Origin of the sequence: Ensifer sp. LC163, assembly GCF_001695855.1 — a bacterium.
Lineage (GTDB): Bacteria > Pseudomonadota > Alphaproteobacteria > Rhizobiales > Rhizobiaceae > Ensifer.
This window is the reverse complement of sequence record NZ_MBSS01000023.1, coordinates 353,620-378,629: the sequence shown is the minus strand read 5'-3', so window position 1 is coordinate 378,629 and position 25,010 is coordinate 353,620. Positions and strand designations below refer to the sequence as shown.

The window sequence follows — 25,010 nt, the reverse complement described above, 5'->3', positions numbered from 1 at the left end:
TCAGCGTCAGGGCGCGGTAAACGATGCGTCGCGCACACCCGGAATATGAAAGGTCTGCTGGAAATAGGACCGCAGCGCCTGCATCGGCGGCGTGAATTCCGCGCCACGCCGCCAGGCCAGGCCGACATCCATGGCCGGGACGGGGTCACGCACGTTGATCGTCTCGATGCGCCGGCCCTCGAGCGACCAGGGGCGGTGTACCATGTCGGACAGAATGGCCACGCCCTGGCCGTTGGCGACCAGCGAGCGCACCGCCTCGACCGACGACGTTCGGAGAATGACGCGCGGCTGGTAGGTCGATGTGCTCCAGTATTTCAGCGAAGAATGCGCCGCTTCGTCGACCGTCAGCATGATGTAGGGCTCCTCCGAGATCTCGCGAAAGCCGACGCTGTCGCGCTGAAGCAGCGGATGCTGGGCCGGCACCCAGAGCCGGCGCGTCGAGCTCATCAGCTTTTCGGTCGTCAGTGCCGGGTTGAGGATGTTCGAGGTCAAAAGCACCGCCATGTCGTAGCGGTTGGTGAGCAGGCCTTCCTCGATCGATTCCCGCTTGAGTTCGAACAGCTGCAGCTCGAGTTTCGGAAACAGGCGTCGCAGCCGCTCGATGTGCTGCGGCAGGAAATAGCCGATGACGGTATAGGTGGCGGCGATCGCCAGCGTGCCTTCGACGGCGCTGCTGACGACGTTCAGGTGGGTCGCCTCGTCCACCTTCTTCAGGATCTCGTAGGCGTGCGACAGGAACTGCCGTCCTGCCATCGTCAGGTCCATGCCGCTTGGCGTGCGCAGGAACAGATTGGTGCCGACGATGCGCTCCAGCTCCTTGATCGCCGTGGTCACCGCCGACTGGGAGATCGAAAGATCGACCGCCGCCTGCGATATCTGGCCAAGTTCAGCCGTTGCGACGAAATAGCGAAGCTGGCGAAGGCTGATCGACATAGCGCATCTCCCATCTGATTTTTTTATACCTTGACTGAGAAAATCAGAAAGTCTGCCGCGTCTTTGAGCAGCCAACTGGTCATCCCTCAGGCATTGCAGCGTAAACCACTCTAAAGACGCTAATTTTTGCCGGAGTTTTTTGCAACTGCGAATTCTGAAATTCAGATACGTGATATGTGAAAATAGAATTTTTCAAATGCTCTGTTTCGCCCTAGCGTTCTCTGGAGGTCAGGGTTGCCGGGAGAGCAATCTCCAGGAGAGCGACCTGCAACAGAGGGATGAGGCATTGCTCGACGTCGTCGACATCAATTGCGACATGGGAGAAGCGTTCGGCCGCTGGCGCATCGGCGACACCGACGATGCGGCACTGATGCCGCTGATCAGTTCTGCCAATATCGCTGCCGGCTTCCATGGCGGCGATCCCAACCTGATGGATGAAACGGTTCGGCTCGCGGCCGAACATGGCGTCGGCATCGGCGCCCATCCCGGCTACCGCGATCTGCAGGGTTTCGGCCGCCGCAAGATTGCGGGCACCGCCCGCGAGCTTGTCAACGATATCGTCTACCAGGTCGGCGCAATCCGCGAATTCGCCCGCCGTCACGGCGCGCCCCTGCAACATGTGAAGCCGCACGGTGCGCTCTACATGGAGATGGCGGTCAATCGCGAACTCTCCCAGATCTTCATGCAATATATGCGAACGGTCGCGCCGAACGCCTTTGTCTTCTGCATGGCCGGTTCGGCGACGGAGCTTGCCGCCGAGGAGGTTGGCCAGCCGGTTATCCGCGAGTTCTATGCCGATCGCGACTATGACGATAGCGGCTCGATCGTCTTTACCCGCGATGCCGGCCGGCCGGATGCCACGGCAATCGCGCGCAAGGTCGTCCGCGCCTGTCGGGAAGGACGCGTGCGCACGGTCACGGGCGCCGACGTCGAGGTCCCGTTCGAATCCATCTGTTTTCATTCCGATACGCTGGGCGCGCTCGATATCGTGCGCCTCATGCGGGAGGCGCTGAGTGCCGAGGGTATCCGCATCGCTCCCGTCTCTCAGGTCAAAACCAAATAACATAGCGGAGGCAACCATGAGCAAGCACGAAATCCGATCGCCCCTTCCAGGAACCTTCTATCGCTCGTCTGCTCCGGATGTCCCGCCGTTCAAAACGGATGGCGATGCCGTTTCCTCCAGCGACGCCATCGGCCTGATCGAAGTCATGAAGACCTTTCAGGAGATCCAGGCCGGCGTGGCCGGCGGCGGCATCCGCTTTCTCGTCGACAACGAAGAGCCCGTGATGGCCGGCCAGGTGATCGCCGAGGTCGACCAATGACGATCCGTTCGGTTCTCGTTGCCAATCGCGGCGAAATCGCCGTCCGCATCATCCGCGCCGCCAAGGCGCTCGGTATCCGCACTGTCCAGGTCTACAGTGCCGCCGACGCCGATATGCTGGCGGTCAAGCTCGCCGACGAGGCGATCGAGATCGGACCGCCGGCGCCGAAGAAATCCTATCTCGACATCGCGGCGGTGATCTCGGTTGCCAAGCGCGCCAATGTCGATGCTGTTCATCCCGGGTACGGCTTCCTGTCGGAGAACGGCGATTTCGCCGATGCGGTGGTCGCCGCCGGCCTCATCTTCATCGGCCCGTCCGGCGATGCGATCCGCCTGTTGGGCGACAAGGTTGCCGCCCGCGCCGTCGCCGAGAAGGCCGGCGTGCCGACGGTGCCGGGCAGCGACGGCCGCATCTCCAGCCTTGCCGGCGCACTTGAGGTGACCGAGCGCACCGGCTTTCCGGTGATGATCAAGGCGGCAGCCGGCGGCGGCGGCCGTGGCATCCGCATCGTCAACACTGCGGCCGAACTGGAGACCCAGTTTCCCCAGGCGTCCGCCGAGGCGCTGGCATCCTTCGGCGATGGCGGCCTCTATCTGGAAAAGGTCATCACCCGCGCCCGCCACGTTGAGGTCCAGATTCTCGGTGACGGCAACAATGTCGTGCATTGCTTCGAGCGCGAATGCTCGCTGCAGCGGCGCCGGCAGAAGGTTTGGGAAGAGGCGCCATCGTTCCTGCTTCCGCCTGAAGTGCGGCAGAAGCTCTGCGACAGCGCCGTGGCGCTGGCGCGCTCCGTCGGCTACCGCGGGGCGGGCACGGTGGAATACCTTTACGACGACGAGACCCGCCAGTTCTATTTCATCGAGGTCAACACCCGTATCCAGGTGGAGCACCCGGTGACCGAGATGATCACCGGCATCGATCTGGTCGAGGAGATGTTCCGCATTGCCGCCGGCGCCTCGCTCTCGGTTCGCCAGGCCGACATCGCCGTCAAGGGCCATGCCATCGAATGCCGGATCAATGCCGAGGATCCTGCGCGTGGGTTTATGCCGGCGCCGGGCAGGATCGAACGGCTCGAGGTGCCTGAAGGCAAGGGCATCCGTTTCGATACGATGCTCTACGAGGGCTACGTCATCCCACCGTTCTACGATTCATTGCTCGGCAAGCTGATCGTTTGGGGTGAGGACCGGGCGGCCTGTCTGGTCCGTCTCTCGCAGGCGCTGGCGCAGCTGAAGATCGAAGGCGTGCCGACGACGATCCCGTTGCATCGGGCGTTGGCTGCAGACCGGCAGATCGCCACGGGTGCCTTCCATACCCGCTTTCTCGAGACATGGCTTGAAACTGAATTTGCCGCCGATGGCGGCCGTGCCGCGGAGGTCGCGTGATGCCGACACGATATACGTTCGGAGGCGACGAGCACCTGTTCGTCGAATGCAGCGACGAGATGTCGTTGGAAGCCTTCTTCAAGAGCCTCTCCATGGCCAACGGCGTCAAGGAGAGCGGCATCAAGGGCATCACCGAAATCTGCCCGGCCAATGCGTCCTTCCAGATCAAGTTCGATCCGGACCTGATCAAGCCGGATGACGTGCTGAGGGAAGTCCGGGCGATCGAGGGCGCAGCCGAGCGGGCCGAACCCGTCATCCGCACCCGCATCGTCGAAATCCCGGTCTTCTACAACGACCCCTGGACGCACGAGACGCTGATGCGTTTTCGCGAGCGCCACCAGGAACCGTCCGGAACCGATCTCGACTATGCCACCCGGATCAACGGCTACGTCGACGTCGACGATTTCGTCGCCGCCCATTCCGGATCGCCCTGGTTCGTATCGATGGTCGGATTCGTTGCCGGCCTGCCGTTCATGTACCAGATGGTCGAGCGGCAACGGCAGATCCAGGTGCCGAAATATCTCCGCCCACGCACGGACACGCCGCGGCTGACCGTCGGCCATGGCGGCTGCTTCGGCTGCATCTATTCCGTTCGCGGTGCCGGCGGCTACCAGATGTTCGGCATCACGCCGATGCCGATCTTCGACCCGACGCAGACCACCAGCTATCTCCGCAATTTCATGGTGTTCTTCCGGCCGGGCGATGTCGTCAAGTTCAAGCCGATCGACCGGGATGCCTATGATCAGGCGGTCGAGGATGTCGACAAGGGGCGCTTCAGCCCGCCGGTCCGCGAGGTCAGCTTCGATCTGCGTGAATTCCAGAAGGATATCACTGGCTACAACACCCGGCTGGAGGGCATGATCAATGGCCATTAAGGTGCTGCATCACGGTCTTGCGACCACCGTCCAGGACCTTGGCCGTCCCGGCTACTTCCATCTCGGCATTCCGCTCGGCGGGGCGATGGATCGCTACGCGATGCGCGCCGCCAATCTGCTGGTTGGAAACGATGAGGGCGCGGCCGGCCTGGAGGCGGTGTTCCTCGGGCCCAAGCTCGAATTTACCGAAGACACGGTGGTTGCCGTCACCGGTGCCGATATGCCGGCGAGGGTTGATGGGGTGGAGCAACCGGGGTGGACAGCTTTCCCTGTTCGCGCCGGGCAGACCCTGACCTTCGATTTCCTCAAGTCCGGCGCCCGCATCTATATCGCCGTTGCAGGCGGTATCGATGTGCCGGTGGCACTCGGCAGCCGCTCGACCTACCCGATCGGCGCGCTCGGTGGCTACAAGGGCCGGCCGCTTGCGGCCGGCGATGAACTGCCGATCGGTGCCGGCAACGGTTCCGGTGAGGGCCGCTCGGTCGGCGAGCCCCTGCGGCGCCTGCCAGCGGCACCCGTGGCGCTGCGTGTCCTGCCCGGTCTCTACTGGGATCGCTTGGCCGACGCGGCAAAGCAGAGCTTCTTTGCCGACGAATGGAAAGTGGCGCCCGAAGCAGATCGCATGGGTTACCGCTTCCGCGGCGGCCGCAAACTCTCCTTCATCGAGCGCCAGCAGCCGTTCGGTGCCGGTTCCGACCCGTCCAACATCGTCGACAGTTGCTACCCCTATGGCTCGATCCAGGTTCCCGGCGGAACCGAGCCGATCATCCTGCATCGCGATGCGGTTTCGGGCGGCGGCTACTTCATGCTCGGAACCGTGATTTCTGCCGACATGGACCTGATCGGGCAGATGCAGCCGCATACGCCGACCCGGTTCGTCGAGGTGACGATGGATGAGGCGCTGGCGGCGCGGGCTGAGGAAAACGCCCGGCTGGAAGCGCTGCGCACATCGCTGAGCTGACGGGTTCCGGGGAAACGGAGGGCAAGATGAAGCGCGGGCAAAAGGATAAGGGACCAACAGCCGCGCTCAGCCACCTGAGCCGGCTATGCAACGATGCCGGGCGTTTTTACCTATTCGACGACGCGCGTCAGATAGGCGGCGGTGACGCTCGGGCCTGGAATGATCGCGACGATCTTCATCTGCGCGATCGTCCGGTTCATCGAGGCGTCGATGTGGTTCTCCAGCATCGCTGCCGCCGCCGCGGTCGCACCGCGCGTCATCAGCTCCACGATCAGTCGGATTTCCGCAATCACCGCCGGGTCGCCGGGCAGGCCGAGCTGGCGCAGCAGCCGCTCGGTCGCCGTCACCGGCAGCAGGTTGTTGCGGATCAGTTCGCGCAGCCGTTCGTTCGGCAAGGCCAGCACGCAGCACTCGGTAAACTGCGTGCGGATGTCCTCGAGGTCTTGCCAGGCGTCCGCCGATTGCGCGCTGTCGAGCTCGCTGAGCCGGTTGAACAGGGCGGCAAGCCGGTCCCGGTCGATACGGCTCGCGCCAAGCGCAAGCGCCTGCGGCTCAAGCAGCCGGCGCAGCATGAAATGGTCCTTGACGGTCTGGGCCGTCAGCGGGCCGGCAATCCAGTGCGAACTTTGGTTCTTGCGCACCAGCCCGCGCTCGCGCAACCGGGTGAGCACGTCGCGCACCACCGTGCGGCTGACGCTGAAGTGGTTGGCGAGTTCGTTTTCGATGATGCGGTACTGACCGAAGATCACGCAGCCGGCCACGTCGTTCTCGATTTCGGTGTAGATGCGCTCCCAGGACGAGCGGCTTTGCAGCGCTTCGTCGGCATGTTGCGGGATGGTGAGCCCGAGCGACTTGATGTCGGTCCGGTTGGGCTCGATCGCGCGGCCCGGCGGCCCGACGAGATAGCCGCGCCCCTTGAAGCGGTGGACGAGGCCGTCGCTTTCCAATTGCAACAGCGCCCGCTGAACCGGCGCGCGCGATATCTGCAGGATCTCGGCAATCGGCCCCTCGAGCAGGACAAGTCCGGGCGGCAGAATGCCATCGGCGATATTGCTGCGCAGAACGTCCTCGGCAATTTCGTAGCGGCGCTGGGTATTCTGGCCGAGGCGTGGCTCGCTCATGCGATCGGGCGTCTTCCGTTTGGCTGGCAATTTTGTCCTCTTTCTTTACGCCACTTGCCGGGGAATGTGACAGCTGAAAATAAATGCATTTTGCATACCAGTTGGCAAATTAAATGTGCGTTTGTTCATCGCTTTTGGTGTCGAAGAGCGGAATGCAGAACGTCGGATGACGGAATCGGTGATGAATTGGTCGCTGCCCTCCTGCTGCTACACGGAAGGGTGGAGTTGATTGATGCCCCGGATTGCACGGCGTTACCGACCAAGGGATATACTTTGTGATCTGGAACGGCGTCAGTAGCGCGCGAGTGCGTGATGGCGCATTTCGCGATGACCTAAAAGACGAATAAAAGTCTATTGCATACAAAAATCATTCATGTCATTGTTCGTGACATGCAAGCGCTCAGAAGAAGCGTGCAGGTGGAACTTATTTTTTGAACCGCAAAGGACCTTCATCCCCGACGCGCATATGACCATGCGCGAACGCAATCGCCTGTCCGTTCGGATGCCTCCTCGGCTCCGGCGAAGGCGAAGCTTTGGGTGGTGGGTGTCTGGACGGCAAACTGGCAGGAAACCAATGTCGACGGTCCTTCAGCTCAAGAACATCACCAAAACCTACGGCGACATGCGCGCGCTCAACGGCATCGATCTCGCTTTGCCCGGCGACGCCTATATCTCGCTTCTCGGGCCGAGCGGATCCGGCAAGACGACGCTCTTAAGGGTCATTGCCGGTTTCGAACAACCGGATGGCGGCGCGATCCTGTTTGATGGCAAGCGCATCGACACTATGGCGCCGGATAAGCGCGGCATCGGCTTCGTCTTCCAGAACTTCGCGCTTTTCCCGCATCTTTCCGTCGCGCAAAACATCGCCTTCGGCCTGGAAAACAGGGATGTCGAGCCGTCGACCGACCGGCGTCTCATCGACGCGAAGGTGCGCGACATCATCAGCCTCGTCGGCCTTTCCGGTCTCGAAGGTCGCGCGGTCACCCAGATCTCCGGCGGCCAGCGCCAGCGCGTCGCCTTGGCGCGCACGCTGGTTACCGAACCGCGCATGGTGCTTCTCGATGAGCCGCTCGGCGCGCTCGACGCCAATCTGCGCGCCCGGATGCGGGCGGAACTCAGGGCAATCCGGGAGCGCTGCGGCGTCACCTTCCTGCATGTCACCGGCAGCGAGGCCGAGGCGCTGGCCATGGGCGACACCGTGCTGGTGCTGGAAAGCGGCCGCATCGCCCAATCGGCGGATTCCGACACCGTCTACAATCGCCCGGCGTCGCCGGCCGTTGCCCGCTTTCTCAATTGCTACAACCTCTTTCCAGGGCGGATCGAAGGCGGCGCCTTCGTCGGCGGCGTCGGCCGGTTTGCGCTTGGCCCCGCGGTGACGGCGCGCTCGGCGTCGCCCGCCTATGCGATCCGCTACGACCGGGTTTCCGTCCGGCCGCGCGACGCCGCCATCACTGAGGATGAGATCCGGATCGAGGCGAATTTCGTCGCCAGCGAATATTCCGGTGCCGCGGTCAATTCCTTCTTCGCGCTCGATGACGGCCGGGTTTTCGAGGTCGAAAGCCATCTCAGCCACGCAGCGCCCGAGACCTATGCCGAACAGGGCCGCTACGCGCTCGTTTGGAAGCGGGAGGATGCCCTTGTCTATGCCTGAAACCGCTTTTGCAAAACCCGGCGCTAAGGCGCCGCACCGTTCCCGCCCGGAGAATGAGAGATGAGCATGATGGCCGTTGCGGAGCAGACGGAAACAGAGACCGTCGCCGAGAAGAAATCACCGGGAAAGGCGCTTTGGCTGCTTGCCCCCGGCGTCATCTGGATGACCCTCTTCCTCGTCCTGCCCATCCTGATGATGGTCTACGTGTCCTTCTGGACGCAGACGACCTTCACGATCGAACCGACACTGACGCTGAAAAGCTGGATCACATTCTTCACCAGCGACACCTATCTGGGTGCCTTGTGGACGACGGTGCGCATCTGGCTGATCGTTCTCGTCGCCACCGTGCTGGTCGGCTATCCCGCTGCTCTTTTCGTCGGGCTGTTCGTCAAGAACAAGGCGCTGCAGACGGTGCTTCTGGTGCTTTGCGTCATCCCCTTCTGGACGTCGTTCCTGATCCGCGTCCTTGCCTGGCGGCCGATGCTCGGCAAGGAAGGTGCGATCAACATGATCCTGATGAACCTCGGCATCACCGACGCCCCGATCGAAGTGCTGCTGTTTTCCGAACTGTCGGTCATCATCGGCATGACCCAGATCTACTGCGTCTTCATGGTCGGCCCGATCGCGTTCATGCTCGGCCGCATCGACACCTCCATCATCGAGGCCGCCCAGGATCTCGGCGCCGGCTTCTGGCGCATTTTCCGCACGATCATCCTGCCGTTGTCGATGCCGGGCGTGGTCGTCGGTGCGATCTTCGTCTCGGTCATGGTTCTCGGTGAATTCGCAACTTCGGCCGCGCTCTCCGGCCGCAAGGTCAACCTGCTCGGAAACATCATCGTCACCCAGGTCGGTTCGCTGAAATGGGCCTTCGCGGCGGTCGCGGGCGTCGTCCTTACCATCCTGATGGGCGCGGTCGTAGCCGCACTCCTGAGGGTCGTCGATCTCAGGAAGGAGCTCTGATCATGAATGCCAGCGGCATGAAACTCAGCCTCGGCGCCTATACCGCGCTCTTCCTCGTCTTTCTCTATGGCCCGCTCGTCGTGCTTGCCATCCTGTCCTTCCAGACGGGGCCGGAAGGCGGGCCGCAGTTCCCGATCATCGAGTGGTCGACCTATTGGTACAAGCACCTCTTCGGCCTGACGCCGCCGTCGCGCATCGCGCCGCTGCCGATCGAGCAGGCGCTGGTCCGCTCGCTCGGGCTTGCGGTGATGACCATGATCGTCTCGACGGTGCTGGGCGTCACGGCAGCGCAAGCCTTCCGCCGCAAGTTCCGTGGCTCGGGTGTGGTCTTCTACCTCATCGTCCTCGGCATGATGGTGCCGGGCGTGCTCGTCGGTCTCGGCATGGCGCTCGTTGCCAACACGCTCGGCATCGACCGCCATTGGTGGAGCACCGCCTTCGTTCTCCACGTGGTCTACACCTTCCCCTTTGCCTTCCTGGTGATGCTGGCAATCTTCAACCGCTTCGACCCCAGCATGGAGGAGGCGTCCTGGTCGCTCGGCGTCACGCCGGCGCGCACCTTCCGCAAGGTGACCTTCCCGCTGATCTTCCCCGGCGTGCTCTCCGCCATGCTCTTTGCCTTCACGCTCTCCTATGACGAGTTTTCCCGCACGCTTTTCGCCTCGGGTCGCGACCTGACGCTGCCTCTGGCGATCTACGGCACCTTCTCCGTCGAAGTGCATCCGAACGTCTTTGCCTTCGGCGTGCTGACGACGCTGTTCTCCTTTGCGCTGCTTGGCACCTATGCGGCGCTGATGATGCTTTCCGTGCGTCGTGCCAAGCGCATCGCGATCCAGGAGGAGGCGTGATGGCCGGCTCTGCTCTTGGCTCTGCGATCGTCACCGGCGCCGGTTCCGGCATCGGCCGGGCCATCGCGTTGCGGCTGGCGGCTGATGGTTATGCCGTCGTCGTCAACGACCTGTCGCCGGAACGCTGCCAGGCGGTTGCAGGCGAGATCGCTGCTGCCGGCGGCGTGGCAACAGCGATATCAGGCGACGTTTCGAGCGAAGCCGATGTCAAGGCGACGGCGGAAAGGGCGGCGCAGCTGCGTGGCCCCGTGGTGCTGCTCGTCAACAATGCCGGCATCGCGCATCAGGCGCTGTTCGAAAATCTCGAGGTCGCCGATTTCGACCGGATGTTTGCGGTGCATGTGCGCGGTACCTTCCTGATGACCAAGGCGGTGCTGCCGGCCATGCTTGCCCGGGGCGAGGGCGTGATCGTCAACATGGCCTCGCAGCTCGGCCAGATCGGCGGCGTCGAGCTCGTTCATTATTCGTCCGCCAAGGCCGCGATCATCGGCATGACCAAGGCGCTCGCCCGCGAGGTTTCGAGCCGCGGCGTGCGCGTCAATGCGGTCGCGCCCGGTCCGATCAATACGCCGCTGGTCATGGGGCTTTCCGAGGATTGGCGAGCAGCCAAGAAGGCGCAGCTGCCGCTCGGGCGCTTCGGCGAGCCGGACGAAATCGCCGCGACCGTTTCATTCCTGGCTTCGCCATCGGCGAGCCTGTTCGTCGGCCAGACGCTCGGCCCCAACTCCGGCGACGTGATGCTCTGACAGGAAAGATGGAAATGACAAATCCTCCCAAGACGTCCCGCATTGTCATCGTCACCGGTGCCGGCATCGGCATCGGTCAGGCGACCGCCAGGGCCTTTGCCGCGAAGGGCGATCATGTCGTCGTCACCGATATTCTCGAGCGCGAAGCATCAGCCACGGTCGATGCCATCCAAGAGGCCGGCGGCTCTGCCGAGTTTGCCTATTACGACGTCCGCTCGACGTCGGCGACCGACGCGCTGGTTACTGACCTGGAAAAGCGGCACGGCCACATCGACGTCGTCGTCGCCAATGCCGGCATTGCCCATCGCACGCCGCTTGCCGAGCTGACCGACGACAAATGGGACCTGACCTTCGATATCGACCTCAAGGGCATTTTCCGTCTCGCGCGCGCCGTCGCGCCCGGCATGCGCCGGCGCGGCGAAGGCAGCATCATCGCGCTCTCCTCGATCATGGGCGTTGCCTATGGCTGGGACGAGCATGTGCACTACTCCGCCGCCAAGTCCGGTGTGGTCGGTCTGGTGCGTGGGCTTGCGGTCGAGCTTGCCGGCGACGGGGTTCGCGTCAACGGCGTTGCGCCCGGCTACATCCGCACGGCGCAATTGCTTTCAAAGGAAAACTCGCTGGGACCTGATGGTGCCGAGGCGGCTGCCGATTTCATCCCGATGAAAAGGCTCGGGACGCCGGAGGACATCGCCGACGTCATCGCGTTCCTGGCGTCCGACAGCGCGAGATACATGACCGGCCAGGTGCTGGTCGTGGATGGAGGCCTCCTGGTGGGGCGGTACTGAAGCTGCACTACGCGGCGAAGAAACAAGGGGCGCGTGTCAAACGGGCTCCGGGGAACAACAACAACTGGAGAAGAGACAATGCCAAATCTGGAACTCAATCGCCGCTCCCTCCTCAAACGGTCCGCCGGGATGATGGCGCTTGCAATGGGGGGCGGCACGCCGTTCCTGTCGTCGCGCGCCGCCTTCGCGCAGGTCGCCGATCTCGCGGGCCAGCAGTTGCGCACCATCGGCCTCTCGGTCACCGTCCAGGAGCGCATCCTCGAGCAGTTCAAGGCGGCTGCCGGCGTCGGCGGTACCTCCGGAACGGCGGCGACCTTCCCGGACGCCCAGACGAAGATCCTCTCCGGCTCCAAGGATTATGATTGCTGGGAAATCATTGCCGAGCGCCTGCCGTCGATCGTCATGACCAACAATGTCGAGCCCATCCCGGCCTCGGCGCTGAAGAACTGGGCCAACATCCGCGATACCTTCACGACCCCCAGCGACAAGTGGGATCGTGGCGCCCAGATCATCGGCCAGATCTGGACCGACGAAAGCCAGACGGCGCTGAACATGGTGCCGGCCGTCTATAACTACGATTCGATCGGCTACAATCCGGATGTGCTGTCGGCCGAGGAAGCCAACAGCTGGACCGCGATCTTTGATCCGAAGTGGAAGGGCAAGTCCGGCATCAACACCGACCCGCTGATCGCGATCGGCCAGGCGATCATGGCGATGAACTCGCTCGGTCTTTCCGACGTCAAGAACCCCGGCAATGCGACGGCGGCCGAAATCGACGAGGCTGCAGCCTTCCTGATTTCCAAGAAGAAAGAGGGCCAGTTCCGCGCGCTTTGGGGCGATTTCGGCGAACTCGTCAATCTCATGGCTTCGGGCGAGATGGTGGTCTGCGATGCCTGGCAGCCGGCCGTCATGGCGGTCAAGGCGCAGGGTAAGCCGTGCCGCTACGCCGTGCCGAAGGAAGGCTATCGCGGCTGGGCGATCGGCCCGGCGATGATTGCCGGAACGGCCAACAAGGAGGCGGTCATCGCCTATGCCGACTACTGGCTCTCGGGCGAGCCGGGCATCACCGTTTCCGAGCAGGGCTATTACTCGCCATCGACCAACATCAAGAACGTCATGGCGCCGGAGAAATATGCCTTCTGGTATGAGGGCAAGCCCTGGGTCGGCGCCGAAGAGCGCGGTATCAAGGAGGGCGACCTGCGCGACGGCGGCTCGCTCGAAGAGCGCGCCAAGAACGTCGCCTACTGGCACCAGTGGCCGGACGAATACGACCATCTGATCCAGAAGTGGGACGAATTCCTCAACGCCTGATCGGACATGCCGGGAGGCAGGCGCTTCCCGGCATCTTTAGACATCGTGCGTGGCCCTTGCACAAACGACCGTGCGGTCGGGGCCACGCGCCCGATACCAGCGATTTCAGCAAGCTCCGGAGAGCCACGATGATCTTCGACCTCGAACTCAACAATGTCGGCAAGGTCTACGACAACGGCACGCCCGCCGTGATCGATTTCAACCTGTCGGTTTCCAAGGGCGAGTTCATCGCGTTCCTCGGTCCCTCCGGCTGCGGCAAGACGACGACGCTGCGCATGATCGCTGGCTTCGAGTCGATCTCCTCCGGCGAGATGCTGATCAAGGGCAAACGCATGAACGACATCCGGCCGGAACATCGGCCGACGTCGATGATCTTCCAGAGCTACGCGCTCTTCCCCCATATGACCGTGCGCCGCAATGTCGGCTACGGGCTCGACGTCAAGGGCATGGCGAAAGCCGAGCGCGACGCCAAGGTCGACCGTATCCTGGCGACGCTCGGGCTCGAGGACATCGCCGAGAAGAAGCCGGACAGGCTCTCCGGCGGCCAGCGCCAGCGCATCGCGCTGGCCCGCGGGCTCGTCGTCGAGCCGGACATTCTTCTGCTCGACGAACCGCTTGGGGCACTTGACGCCAACCTGCGCAAGGCGATCCAGAACGAGCTGAAACTGCTGCAGAAAACGCTCGGCGTCACCTTCGTCTTCGTGACCCATGCGCAGTCGGAGGCGCTGGCGCTCTCCGACCGCATCGTGGTGATGAACCAGGGCAAGGTCGAGCAGATCAGTCCGCCGCACCAGCTCTACACCCGGCCGAACACCGCCTTCGTCGCCCAGTTCATCGGCAACAACACGATCTTCCAGGGCGAAGTCGATGGTGCCTCCGACGACCGGACGCTCGTTTCGACGCCGCTCGGCCAGCTTTGCGGCCGGCCGAACGGCGTGCTTTCCACGCGGTCGCGGGTCAATGTCGTCATTCCGGCCGAAGCGATCGAGGTGCACCCGGCCGCCCGGGTGTCGCGTGACCAGATTGCACAGACGGTCGGTGGCAATGTCGTCAGCGCCAGCGTGCGTCGTTTCGACGTCGTCGGCCACGTGTCCCACCTGACGGCGGCGCTTGGCGACGGGCGCACCGTCTCGCTCGAAGCCCATGTCGACAAGTACCAGCCAGACGCCTTCCCCGTCGGCGCCGACATTCTTCTCAGCTGGCAGCCGGGCGAAGCCACCGTCATTCCAGCATGATCACTGGAGCGGGATGAGGAAAAGTGTGTGCGGTTTTCCGCCCGCATCCCGCTCTGACTTATGAGCAGAAAACACGAAGGAGACATACATGGCCAAGGAAATCCTCTGCAGCTTCGGCATCGACGTCGACGCGGTCGCCGGCTGGCTCGGTTCCTATGGGGGCGAGGATTCGCCTGATGACATTTCGCGCGGCCTTTTTGCCGGCGAGGTCGGCAGCCCGCGCTTGCTGAAGCTGTTCGAGCGCTTCGGCATCAAGACCACCTGGTTCATCCCCGGCCATTCGATCGAGACCTTCCCGGAACAGATGCAGGCCGTCGCCGATGCCGGTCACGAGATCGGCATTCATGGCTATACCCATGAGAACCCGATCGCCATGACACGCGAGCAGGAAACGGAGGTCCTCGACAAGTGCATCGATCTGGTCACCAAGCTTTCGGGCAAGCGCCCGACCGGCTATGTCGCTCCGTGGTGGGAGTTTTCCAATGTCACCAACGAGCTCTTGCTCGAGCGCGGGATCAAGTACGACCACTCGCTGATGCACAACGACTTCACGCCCTATTATGTCCGCGTCGGCGACAAGTGGACCAAGATCGATTATTCCAAGAAACCCTCCGACTGGATGGTGCCGCTGCAGCGCGGCAAGGAGACCGATCTGATCGAAATTCCGGCCTCCTGGTACCTCGACGACCTGCCGCCGATGATGTTCATCAAGAAGTCGCCGAACAGCCACGGCTTCGTCAATCCGCATGACATCGAACAGATCTGGCGCGACCAGTTCGACTGGGTCTATCGCGAGATGGACTATGCGGTGTTTCCGATTACCATCCACCCTGATGTTGCCGGGCGCCCGCAGGTGCTGATGATGTTGGAGCGGCTCTATGCCCACATGATCAAGCATCCGGGCGTGAAGTTCGTGACGATGAACGAGATAGCCGACGATTTCGCCAAGCGCTTTCCGCGCAAGAAGTGATCCACCGACAGGGGCGGTTTGACCGCCCCGTCTATCAGACAGGTTGGATGAACGATGTGCTCTCTCTGCGGTGTCCTTGGAGGCAACGAACACTGGGCCGATGCCGTGGCGCGGCCGGGTGTCTACACCCGCAATGTCGAGCGCATCGATCGCAGGCGCGAACGCGCCAACCGCGTGCGGATCGCCAATGCGATGCTGGCGCGTTTCGGCCTGACCATCTCGGATTGGCAGGGTGCATCCTTCGTGTTGTCGACGCGTACGGGAAAAAGCGAGATCATCGAAGATCTGGGCCATCTCTGGCCCGCCGCCGAACGGCTTTGCGGCCGCGCCTGCGACCCGCTCGATCCGGCGCTGATTGACGCCGCGGAGGCCGCGATCGATGACTGAACCGCAAGTCCCATTGTTGACCCCGATCAACCTGCTCACGGGCTTTCTCGGCTCCGGCAAGACGACGCTGCTTGCGCGCCTGCTCGCTGATCCCGCGCTTTCGGACGCCGCCGTTCTCATCAACGAGTTCGGGGAAGTGGGGCTCGACCATCATCTGGTCGAGCGCATCGACGACACGATGGTGCTCTTACAATCGGGCTGTCTCTGCTGCACGGTGCGCGGCGAGCTTGCCGATGCGATCAAGGATCTGCATTCGAAGCGGGAACGCGGGCTGGTCCCGCCCTTTCGCCGCATCGTCGTCGAAAGCACCGGACTTGCCGACCCGTTCCCGGTGCTGTCGACGATCAAATCCGACCCGGTTCTGCGCCACCATTTTCGCCCCGGCAACGTGATCACCACCGTCGATGCAGTCAACGGGCCCGGCCAACTCGGCACCTATGTCGAATCCAACCGCCAGGTAGCCGTTGCCGATAGGCTGGTCGTCACCAAGGCCGATCTGACGCCCGCGGCCGATATCGCCAGTCTTGGCGAGAAACTGCGCACCATCAATCCGGATGCGCCGCTTCTGACGGCGACCGATCCGTCCTTCGTTGTCGCCGACCTCGTCGATGAGAACCTCAGCCTGCGTGCAGCGGCACTGCAATCGACAAGCGGCTTCTACTGTGAGGCGCCGGTTCAACTGGCAACGGCGGGAGGTGCCGCGCATCAGTCGGCGGTGACATCCTTCGTGATGACGGTGGAGCGTGCCATAGACTGGACGGCCTTCGGTATCTGGCTAACGATGCTGTTGAACCGCCACGGCGAAAAGGTGCTGCGCGTGAAGGGCATTCTCAATATTGCCGGCGAGGAGCGGCCGGTCGCCATTCATGGCGTTCAGCATCTGGTGCACACGCCGGTGCACATGGAGCGGTGGCCGGACGAGGATCGTCGCTCGCACATCGTGTTTATCGTTGACGGTCTGGACGTTGGCCTGCTGAAACGATCGTTCGAGGCATTCGCCCTCGACCAGTCGCCAGTCGAAACGGCGGCCGTCCCGAAACGCAGTCTGCAGGAACATCAGTCGTTTTCATGAGCAAACACCAGCCTGACCAAGCGACAATAGCGACACCGTCCCTTCATCTCTCCGGTCGCCCACGTCTGCGCGTGCTCGGCACGGCGATCTCGCTGCTCGAAGAGTTGCGGGTCCGCGCCGAGGCGGATCTCGGCATCGATGTCGTGTTCGACAACAACGACTTCCTGACGACCCAGCACAAGGCGGCACAGGAGCCTGATAGTTACGACATCTACGACCAGTGTTTCCATAACCTCGATATCGTCTGGTACTGGCGGGCGATCCAGCCGATCGATATCGCGCGTATCGCGCTTTGGGACGAGATCAACGATCTGACGAAGACGGGCCATATCGGCCCGAATGCCCGCCTCGGGCAGGGGGATGCGCCGGTCAAGAAGCTGTTCGTGCAGCCCAATCTCGAGCTGGGTGACACGCCGTCAAGCACGATCTCGATGTTGCCGACGACGCATAATTTCGACAGCTTCGCCTATCGAACCGATGTTGCGCCCAATACGGTGTCGATGAACAGCTGGGCGGCGCTGCTCGACGAGCGCTGGGCCGGGCGCGCGGCCCTCGTCGACGAGCCGGCGATCGGCATCTTCGATGCCGCCCTTGCCGCACAGGCATCCGGGCTCATGTCGTTCGACAACATCGGCAGCATGACGGTCGACGAGATCGACCGGCTGATCGGGCTCTTGGAGGAGCGCAAGAAGAACGGCTATTTCCGCGCCTTCTGGCGCACGGCGGAGGATGCGGCGCGGTTGATGGTGCGCGGCGAGACCGATATCCAGAGCATGTGGTCGACCGGCATCAGCATCCTCAACGGCCAGGGCGTTCCGGTGGAACAAGCGGTGCCGGCCGAGGGCTATCGCGCCTGGCATGGCGGGTTGTGTCTGGCGCGGCATCTGTCAGGCCGCATGCGCGACGTCGCCTATGACTATCTCAACTGGTGGATCTCCGGCTGGCCGGGCGCGGTCGTGGCGCGGCAGGGTTATTACATCTCAACCCCGGAGCGCTCGCGGCAATTCATGTCGGTGGCCGAGTGGGACTATTGGTATGGCGGCCTGCCTGCGGCATGCGACCTGCCGGGACCGGATGGCACCATGCGTATTCGGGCCGGATCGGTCAGGAGCGGCGGCTCCTATTGGCAGCGCGCCAACTGCATCGCGGTCTGGAACACCACCATGGACGAGCACAATTACCTGGTTCGCCGCTGGATGCAGCTGGTCGAGAGATAGTGGGAAACGGGGATGACGCAGAATCTTGCTGGACGGTCGATCGCGCAGCTTTCGGTACTCGTGCAATCCGGTGCGCTCGATCCACGCGATCTGGCAGGCTGGACGCTTGAGCGGATCCGCAGCCACGACGACCAGGTCATCTTCACCACGGTCCTGCCGGAGCGGGCGATGCGCGAAGCGGACGCTTCCGCGAAACGTGTTGCAGCCGGCCGCCCGCTCGGTCTTCTCGACGGGATTCCCGTCGCCTGGAAGGACCTGTTTGCCATCGCAGGCATCCCGACGACGGCCGGGTCGGTGGTTCTGAAGGACGCGCCGGTAGCGCAAGCGGACGCGGCGGTAGTGGCGGCACTCGCCAGCGCCGGCATGGTCAGTGTCGGGCGGGTCAACATGAGCGAGTTCGCTTTCTCCGGGCTCGGCATCAACCCGCATTACGGCACGCCGCGCAATCCGCGCGCGCAGGATGTCGATCGATTGCCGGGCGGCTCGTCGTCCGGCTCCGGCGTTGCTGTCGCCGCCGACCTCGTGCCGGTGTCGATCGGCACGGATACGGGCGGGTCCATCCGCATCCCTGCCGCCTTCAACGGCATCGTCGGCTACAAGGCGACGCGGGGTCGCTATTCCATGCGCGGTGTCTTTCCGTTGGCCAAGAGCCTCGATTCGCTCGGCCCGCTCTGCCGGACGGTGCAGGATGCCGTCTGGGTCGACGCCGCAATGCGCGGCCTGCCGGCGCCGGAGATCCGACGCGGCAGTCTCGACTGCCTGTCGATCGTGGTGCCGACAACGGTGGTTTTCGACGGTGCCGAAGACGGTGTCGTCTCAAGCTTCGAAGCCGCGCTCGGTCGGCTGGAACGGGTTGGCGCCCATGTGCGCCGCCAGCCGTTTCCGGCGTTCGAACGCATCTTCGAGGCCCTGGCGCGGCATGGGCCGCTGGTCACGGCCGAGGCCTTCGCGCTGCATCGCGAGCGGCTGGAAGGCCCGCAGGCCGCATCGATGGACCAGCGCGTCGTGGCACGGGCACGGCTTGGGCGAGGGATCAGCCTTTCCGACTATGTCGAGACGCTTGAGTTACGCGAGGCACTGATCGCCGAGATCGCCGCCAATATCGGGCCAAACGAGCTTATCGCCTATCCCACCGTCGCGCATGTGGCGCCTCCCACTGCGCCGCTTCTCACTGACGATGCTTTGTTCGTCGAAACCAACGCCAAAACCTTGCGAAACACATCGATCGGCAACTTCCTCGACTGGTGCGGCGTCTCGCTGCCCTGCGGCCACGGGGCCGCCGGCATGCCCGTTGGCCTGCTCCTTTCCGCCCAGCCGCATCACGACGCGCATCTCTTGTCGATGGCGCTTGCGGCGGAAGCGGTCGTCCGTGCCGATTGAAGGGCTGGTCGCCCCGACACTACGCCCACCGACAAGAGCGAGCGCACTTTGCGACTAGCCGAGGCGGGAAAGGCGTAGTCTACTGCTCGGCGACCTTCCGGAAACGCCGGTCGCAAAGGCCCTGAAGAGGCTGCGACGTTCAAGGCGACCGGTCGGGAAAAATGGGCCGCGATCGGCCGTCGCCTCGGCAACACGGGAACAGCCGAAGCGAACGGACGGCGGACTGGATGGGAGCTTCGCATGGACGTGAGTTATTCCACGGCAGGCACGGTTGCGTTCGAGCGCAAGCGCTATTGGGACGAAGCGGTATCGAGCACCTACTTCCCGCTCGACCTGCGCTTCCAGAACTCGGCGGAATTCTCCGGTGAGCTGAACGTCTGGGATCTCGGCGCGGTGTCGCTGTCGCGGCTTGAATCCGACGGCCTGCTCTATCGCCGGCAGAAGCGGCACCTGCTGCACGAACGCGAAGAAAGCTACCTGATCACGGTGCCGGAGACGGCGGAGATCAGTTTCGAGCAGAGCGGCAAGGCAGTGCGCTGCAAGCCGGGCGCCTTCCTCGTCGAGCGCAGCCATCTGCCTTACGAATTCAGTTACGCGGCCAAGAACACGCTTTGGGTGCTGAAGGTGCCGATCGCCACGCTGCGGCCGCGTGTCGGCCTTCCCGAACGTATCGCGTCGCTGAGCTTCGATTCGACCCGGGGCACCGGCGCGTTGTTCGTCGATATGATCCGGCTGATCGCGCCGCGGCTCGTCGAGATGGATGCTCCCGCCCGCGACATGACGGGCAAACATCTGGTCGATATTCTTGCGATGTCGCTCAGCTCCGACGAGCGCATGCTGACGTCGGATGCCGGCTCGGTGCAGGTCGGCCACCTGCATCGCGTCGAGAGTTACATCCGTGCCAACCTGGCCCGGGCCGATCTCGGGCCGCAGACGATCGCCGATGCCTGCGGCATCTCGGTGCGCTACCTGCATCAGCTGATGAAGCGGCAGGGCACTTCCGTGTGCCACTGGATCCGTGTCCAGCGGCTTTTGCGCTGCGACGAGATGCTGCGCGATCCGTCCTGCCGCAAGCTGGTTTCGGAAATCGCCTATGCGCTTGGCTTCAGCGACCATGCGCAGTTGAGCCGCCACTACAGGGCCCATTTCGGCTACAGCCCGACAGAAGCGCGCGAGCGCTACAATCTGACGAGCCCGAGCGGACCCGGCTGAGCCGGGCGACAGACAACTCCAGACAGACATCAGGTGATCGCACGCCCGTCCGGGCGAAGGGCGAAGCCTTGCCCGATTTTGAACGGATACCCGCTTTTCAACGGATGAAAGACAGGAGAGGGATTTTGCAGAACCTTCGCGTTGCGGTCGATGTCGGTGGCACCTTTACCGACATCTGCATCATGGACGAGACCACGGGCCGGATCCGGGTCGAAAAGACGTCGTCCTCCGCCGACCCGATCGACGGGATCATGTCCGGGGTAGAGAAAGCCGGTATCGACCTGTCGAAGGTGGCGCTGTTTTCGCACGGCACCACCGTTGCCACCAACGCCCTGATCACAAGGCGCCTGCCGCGCACGGCGATGGTTTGTACCCGCGGCTTCCGCGATGTGATCGAGATCCGTCGCGCCAACAAGGAAGACCTCTGGGATACCTACAAGGATGTGGTGCCGCCCTATGTGCCGCGGCGCGACCGGCTGGTGGTCTCCGAGCGCGTCGATGCGCAAGGCGGGATCGTCGCCACGCTCGACGAGGACGAGGCCCGCGAGGTCGCGCGCATTCTCAAGCGCCGCAAGGTCGCGGCCGTCGCCGTCTGCTTCATGAACGCCTTCATGAACGGAGCGAACGAGCGCCGGATGAAGGAGATCCTGATGGAGGTGATGCCCGGCGTGCCGGTGTCGACCTCGTCCGAAGTCCTGCCCGAGATCTTCGAACATGAGCGTTTCTCGACGACCGTTGCCAACGCGGCGCTCAGCCCCGTCGTCGTCGACTATACATCGCGGCTCGGCAAGCGGCTGCAGCAGGACGGCTATGAGCGCGACCTTCTGTTGCTGCACACCGGCGGCGGGGTGATGACGCCCAAGAGCGTCGAGGACTTTGCCGCCCGTCTTGCCGGTTCCGGCATCGCCGCCGGCGCGATCGCCAGCAAATATATCGCCGAGCTTTGTGGCTTCAAAAATTCCATCGGCCTCGATATGGGCGGCACGTCGACCGACGTGTCGCTCGCCTATGACGGCCAGTCGCGCATCACCAAGGACTGGTTCATCGAGTTCGGCTATCCGATCCGTTTCTCCTCGATCGAGGTTCTGACGATCGGCGCCGGCGGCGGGTCGCTTGCCTGGACCGATGAGGCCGGATCGCTGCGCAACGGGCCGCAATCGGCCGGCGCCAATCCGGGCCCGGCCTGCTACTCCAAGGGCAACCGGCAGCCGACCAATACTGATGCCAATGTCGTGCTCGGCCGACTCGGCACCAGCCTTGCCGGGGGCAAGATCACGCTCGACGCGGGCCTTGCGCTTGAGGCGGTGCGCGAGGGTGTGGCCGAGCCGTTCGGGCTCGAGCCGCATGCGGCCGCCGATGCCATCATCCGCGTCGCCAATGCCAACATGTCGGACGCGGTGCGGCTGATCTCGATCAGCCGTGGTTATGATCCGCGCGACTTCGCGCTCGTCGCCTTCGGCGGTGCAGGCGCGCTGCATGGCGCGGCGATTGCCCGCGAACTGTCGATCCCCGCCGTCATCGTTCCGCCGAACCCCGGCGTCACTTCGGCACTCGGCTGCCTGCTCGTCGACATGCAGCACGACTTCTCGGAAAGCTACCTGAAGCCGGCCGCCGACGCCGACGCGACGGCGATCGAGGAGGCGTTCCTCCGCCTCGAACAGGAAGCGTCCGAGCGGCTTGCCCATGAAGGTGTCGCGGCCAAGGACGTGGTGCTCCAGCGCAGCATCGACATGATGTATCTCGGGCAGTGGCGATCTCTGGCCGTCTCGGCGCCTGCGCCGGTCGCCGACATCGCGCCGCTGGTCGAGGCCTTCCACCGCGAACATCAGCGTGAATACAATTTCCGTCGCGACGAGACGCCGGTCAGCCTGTTCCGCATCAACTTGAAGGCGGTCGGCATGGTGCCGAAGGCGTCGCTGGCACGCCACGAGCCGACGGCGCTCACCCCCGAGCCGAAGACGCGGCGGAGCGTCTGGTTTGCAGCCGACGCGGCGCTCGATACGCCCGTCTACTCCCGCGAAACTCTGCCTGCCGGCTTCGTCTTCAAGGGACCCGCCATCGTCGAGCAGCTCGATTCCACCGTTGTCGTTCCGCCGGGAACGACCGCGGAGGTGGACACCTATCTCAACATCATCATCCGTATCGAAGGTGAAGCGAATGTCTGAACAGCAAAACCTTGACCCGGTGACCTTCGAGGTCCTGAAGAACTCCTTCATCACCAGCGTCGATCAGATGGCCGAGCAGATCCTGAGAACCTGCTACTCCTTCGTCATCTACAACAGAGACTTCTCCAGCGCCCTTCACGATGCCGAAGGCAATTCGGCCGCGCAAGGCAACCAGGATATCGCGGTCCATGTCGGTACGCTGCATTTCACCTGCAAGGACGTCATCCGCGCCTTTGACGGCGATATGCATCCGGGCGACGTCTACGCGATCAACGACCCCTATGCCGGCGGCACCCATTTCAACGACGTTCGGCTCATCCGGCCGATTTTCGTCGACGGCAGGATCATTGCCTTCAGCCAGTCGAACGGACATTGGTCGGATCTCGGCGGCAGTGTGCCCGGCTCCTTCGATGTCGCCGCCAAGGAGATGTTCAGGGAGGGTATGCGCATCACGCCGATCCGGCTCTACGACAAGGGGCGATTCTGCAAGGACGTCGCCCATCTGATCGCCTCCAACACCCGCGACCCCGCCTCGATCATCGGCGACATTCACGCCCAGGCGCAGGCGACCCAGGTCTGCGAGCGCGAGATCCTGCGGCTCGTCGGAAAATACGGCGAGGGCACGGTGAAGCAGGGGCTTGGCGCCGTGCAGGATTATGTCGAGCGGGCCATGCGCCAGCGCATCGCCGCACTGCCCGACGGCGAATGGGAGACGCAGGACTTCATCGACCGCGACCCGGCCGGCAACGAGGGCATGATCCCGATCAAGGTCAAGCTGACGATCAAGGGCGACCGGGCGATCTACGACTTTACCGGCAGCCACCCGACCATCGGCTCGATCTACAATTCGGCCTTTGGCGCGACCTTCTCGGCGGTTGCGGCCGGGATGAAGACCTTCTTTCCCGACCTGCCGCTCAACAGCGGCTTCTACCGGGTGTTCGAAATCATCGCGCCGGAAGGCTCGATCGTCGATGCCAAGTGGCCGGTCGCCGTCACCGGTTTCCTCATGCCCTTCGAGAAGATCATGAACGCGATCTACGAGATCTGGTCGAAGATCATCCCGGAGCGCGCCATCGCCTGCGCCTTCAACCTCGAATATCTTTTGACCGGCGGACGCGACGCACGGGCAGCGGAAAAGCCGATCTTCATGTTCTACGACTGGCTGCCCGGCGGTTGGGGCGGGCGCAACGGCATGGACGGCTGCAACGTGACGACCGCCTGCTTTGGAACCGGCTTGATGGCCCAGCCGGTCGAGGGGCAGGAGCGCGCAAACCCGATCCTGACCACCGAGTTCGAGGTGCTGACGGATTCGGCCGGCCCCGGGAAATGGCGCGGCGGCGCCGGAGTGCTCAAGACCTCCCGCATGCTCGAAGCCGAAAACACGGTCATTTCCTATATCTGCGATCGAGAGCGCGCCATCGTCTGGGGCATCGAGGGCGGCTTGCCCTCCATGCCGCATGGGCTGACGCTGACGCGCGAAAAGACTGGCGAAAAGGAATGGCTCGGCGCCACCTTCTCCGATGTCGCAATCGAAGCCGGGGACGTTTTCTCGCGTCCGACGGCCGGCGGCGGCGGCTTCGGCGATCCGCTCGAGCGCGATCCGCAACGGGTTCTTGCCGATGTGATCGACGATTACGTCTCGGTCGAGCGGGCGGCGAAGGACTACGGCGTCGTCATCGACCCCGTCGATCCCGAAATCTGCGCTTACGAGATCGATGCCGCCGCGACGGCCGAGTTGAGGCGACAGATCCGAACCGAGCGCCTGGGGTGGTTGGAGACGGATCCGGCTGAGGTTTCAGAGAAATTCAAGGCCGGCGAGATCGATGCGCTCGATGCCGTGCGCCGCCATGCGGTGATCCTCGACTGGGACACGGGCGACCTGCTGCCCGCGTCAACCGAACAGTTCCGCGACATGTATCGCAAACGGTCGGCCGCCGCCTGGCAGTAAGGGTGGAAACGATTGGTGGGTGGGCGGCTCGCCCACCCGAAATTGGGGGTAGGTATGACAGACATCACGATCGTCGCCGCGGGAGAAGCGGACAGGCCCGCATGGAACGAACTTCATGCGGGATTTGCCGCCTTCTATGGGGTTCAGCAGACCGACGAGATGCGGGATCGGGTGTGGGGCTGGATCCGCGACGGTGAGCTCGAATGCCGGCTGGCGTTCGATCGCTCTGGCCGCCCGATCGGGCTGACCCATTTTCGCGAATACATAAGGCCACTGATGGCGGCACGCGGCGGTTTTCTCGACGATCTCTTCGTTGCGCCCGAGGCCCGCGGCAGTGGCGCGGCACCCGCCCTGATCCGCGCCGTCGCTGACATTGGGCGCGAACGCGGCTGGTCCGTCATCCGCTGGATCACGCGCGACAACAATTACAGGGCCCGCGGCCTTTACGATCAACTGGCCACCAGAACGGATTGGCTGACTTATGATATTGCCCTGTGAGCACGCATCAGAGTGATCACGCATCAGA

General features: G+C 63.5%; 23 protein-coding genes. 21 read left to right on the top strand and 2 right to left on the bottom strand.

The features are described from left to right. Nucleotides 1–6 precede the first annotated feature (6 nt). Nucleotides 7–933, bottom strand: coding sequence for a LysR family transcriptional regulator (locus BC360_RS19915; protein ID WP_065796629.1), 927 nt, complete (start codon nt 931–933; stop codon nt 7–9). A gap of 286 nt (nt 934–1,219) precedes the next feature. Between BC360_RS19915 and BC360_RS19910 the strand changes: the two genes are divergently transcribed. From BC360_RS19910 to BC360_RS19890, 5 genes are read left to right on the top strand one after another with little or no spacing between them, the layout of a single operon-like run. After that, the gene (locus BC360_RS19910; protein ID WP_065785137.1) at nt 1,220–1,996 is read left to right on the top strand and encodes a 5-oxoprolinase subunit PxpA; all 777 of its coding nucleotides are present in this window, start codon (nt 1,220–1,222) and stop codon (nt 1,994–1,996) included. A 16-nt stretch (nt 1,997–2,012) separates the two neighbouring features. Further along, nucleotides 2,013–2,255 carry an acetyl-CoA carboxylase gene (locus BC360_RS19905; protein WP_065796628.1) on the top strand — a complete coding sequence of 81 codons (243 nt, stop codon included), beginning with the start codon at nt 2,013–2,015 and terminating at the stop codon, nt 2,253–2,255. Next, entirely contained in the window at nt 2,252–3,637 is a 1,386-nt protein-coding gene (locus BC360_RS19900) for an acetyl-CoA carboxylase biotin carboxylase subunit (protein ID WP_065796627.1), read from the top strand. Before BC360_RS19905 ends, BC360_RS19900 begins: the two co-directional genes overlap by 4 nt. After that, nucleotides 3,637–4,512, top strand: a complete 876-nt coding sequence (locus tag BC360_RS19895) for a 5-oxoprolinase subunit B family protein (RefSeq protein WP_065796626.1) — start codon at nt 3,637–3,639, stop codon at nt 4,510–4,512. The genes BC360_RS19900 and BC360_RS19895 overlap by 1 nt, the downstream gene beginning before the upstream one ends. Beyond that, nucleotides 4,502–5,473, top strand: a complete 972-nt coding sequence (locus BC360_RS19890) for a biotin-dependent carboxyltransferase family protein (RefSeq protein WP_065796625.1) — start codon at nt 4,502–4,504, stop codon at nt 5,471–5,473. The genes BC360_RS19895 and BC360_RS19890 overlap by 11 nt, the downstream gene beginning before the upstream one ends. Nucleotides 5,474–5,583: 110 nt before the next feature. Here the strand turns inward: BC360_RS19890 and BC360_RS19885 are convergent, their stop codons facing one another. Then, entirely contained in the window at nt 5,584–6,594 is a 1,011-nt protein-coding gene (locus BC360_RS19885) for a GntR family transcriptional regulator (protein ID WP_065785132.1), read from the bottom strand. A 574-nt stretch (nt 6,595–7,168) separates the two neighbouring features. Between BC360_RS19885 and BC360_RS19880 the strand changes: the two genes are divergently transcribed. The 16 genes from BC360_RS19880 to BC360_RS19805 all read left to right on the top strand — a co-directional run bounded on the left by BC360_RS19880 (nt 7,169) and on the right by BC360_RS19805 (nt 24,982). After that, the gene (locus tag BC360_RS19880; RefSeq protein ID WP_065796624.1) at nt 7,169–8,245 is read left to right on the top strand and encodes an ABC transporter ATP-binding protein; all 1,077 of its coding nucleotides are present in this window, start codon (nt 7,169–7,171) and stop codon (nt 8,243–8,245) included. Between the two features lie 69 nt (nt 8,246–8,314). Continuing rightward, nucleotides 8,315–9,205 carry an ABC transporter permease gene (locus tag BC360_RS19875; RefSeq protein WP_413813756.1) on the top strand — a complete coding sequence of 297 codons (891 nt, stop codon included), beginning with the start codon at nt 8,315–8,317 and terminating at the stop codon, nt 9,203–9,205. Nucleotides 9,206–9,207: 2 nt separating this feature from the next. Further along, nucleotides 9,208–10,053: an ABC transporter permease gene (locus tag BC360_RS19870; protein WP_065796623.1), complete on the top strand. Its 846-nt coding sequence runs from the start codon at nt 9,208–9,210 to the stop codon at nt 10,051–10,053. After that, nucleotides 10,053–10,799, top strand: a complete 747-nt coding sequence (locus BC360_RS19865) for an SDR family NAD(P)-dependent oxidoreductase (RefSeq protein ID WP_065796622.1) — start codon at nt 10,053–10,055, stop codon at nt 10,797–10,799. Before BC360_RS19870 ends, BC360_RS19865 begins: the two co-directional genes overlap by 1 nt. A 14-nt stretch (nt 10,800–10,813) precedes the next feature. After that, nucleotides 10,814–11,587: an SDR family NAD(P)-dependent oxidoreductase gene (locus BC360_RS19860; RefSeq protein ID WP_065796748.1), complete on the top strand. Its 774-nt coding sequence runs from the start codon at nt 10,814–10,816 to the stop codon at nt 11,585–11,587. 78 nt (nt 11,588–11,665) lie between these two features. Then, the gene (locus BC360_RS19855; protein WP_065796621.1) at nt 11,666–12,898 is read left to right on the top strand and encodes an ABC transporter substrate-binding protein; all 1,233 of its coding nucleotides are present in this window, start codon (nt 11,666–11,668) and stop codon (nt 12,896–12,898) included. A 128-nt stretch (nt 12,899–13,026) separates the two neighbouring features. Further along, the gene (locus tag BC360_RS19850) at nt 13,027–14,133 is read left to right on the top strand and encodes an ABC transporter ATP-binding protein (RefSeq protein WP_065796620.1); all 1,107 of its coding nucleotides are present in this window, start codon (nt 13,027–13,029) and stop codon (nt 14,131–14,133) included. A gap of 88 nt (nt 14,134–14,221) precedes the next feature. Further along, nucleotides 14,222–15,103: a polysaccharide deacetylase family protein gene (locus BC360_RS19845; protein ID WP_065785125.1), complete on the top strand. Its 882-nt coding sequence runs from the start codon at nt 14,222–14,224 to the stop codon at nt 15,101–15,103. A 54-nt stretch (nt 15,104–15,157) separates the two neighbouring features. Further along, nucleotides 15,158–15,490: a hypothetical protein gene (locus tag BC360_RS19840; RefSeq protein ID WP_065796619.1), complete on the top strand. Its 333-nt coding sequence runs from the start codon at nt 15,158–15,160 to the stop codon at nt 15,488–15,490. Beyond that, nucleotides 15,483–16,562, top strand: a complete 1,080-nt coding sequence (locus BC360_RS19835; RefSeq protein ID WP_065796618.1) for a CobW family GTP-binding protein — start codon at nt 15,483–15,485, stop codon at nt 16,560–16,562. Before BC360_RS19840 ends, BC360_RS19835 begins: the two co-directional genes overlap by 8 nt. After that, complete coding sequence (locus tag BC360_RS19830) at nt 16,559–17,779, top strand: ABC transporter substrate-binding protein (RefSeq protein WP_065796617.1); 1,221 nt, start codon at nt 16,559–16,561, stop codon at nt 17,777–17,779. Before BC360_RS19835 ends, BC360_RS19830 begins: the two co-directional genes overlap by 4 nt. A gap of 12 nt (nt 17,780–17,791) precedes the next feature. Next, on the top strand, nt 17,792–19,159 hold the full coding sequence (locus BC360_RS19825) for an amidase (protein WP_065796616.1): 1,368 nt from the start codon (nt 17,792–17,794) through the stop codon (nt 19,157–19,159). 240 nt (nt 19,160–19,399) lie between these two features. Next, nucleotides 19,400–20,371 (top strand): helix-turn-helix domain-containing protein, encoded by a 972-nt coding sequence (locus BC360_RS19820; RefSeq protein ID WP_065796615.1) that lies wholly within the window; start codon nt 19,400–19,402, stop codon nt 20,369–20,371. A 125-nt stretch (nt 20,372–20,496) separates the two neighbouring features. Then, on the top strand, nt 20,497–22,536 hold the full coding sequence (locus BC360_RS19815; protein ID WP_065796614.1) for a hydantoinase/oxoprolinase family protein: 2,040 nt from the start codon (nt 20,497–20,499) through the stop codon (nt 22,534–22,536). Beyond that, on the top strand, nt 22,529–24,484 hold the full coding sequence (locus BC360_RS19810; protein ID WP_065796613.1) for a hydantoinase B/oxoprolinase family protein: 1,956 nt from the start codon (nt 22,529–22,531) through the stop codon (nt 24,482–24,484). Before BC360_RS19815 ends, BC360_RS19810 begins: the two co-directional genes overlap by 8 nt. Nucleotides 24,485–24,538: 54 nt before the next feature. Next, nucleotides 24,539–24,982 (top strand): GNAT family N-acetyltransferase, encoded by a 444-nt coding sequence (locus tag BC360_RS19805; RefSeq protein ID WP_065796612.1) that lies wholly within the window; start codon nt 24,539–24,541, stop codon nt 24,980–24,982. The last annotated feature ends 28 nt before the right edge of the window (nt 24,983–25,010 follow it).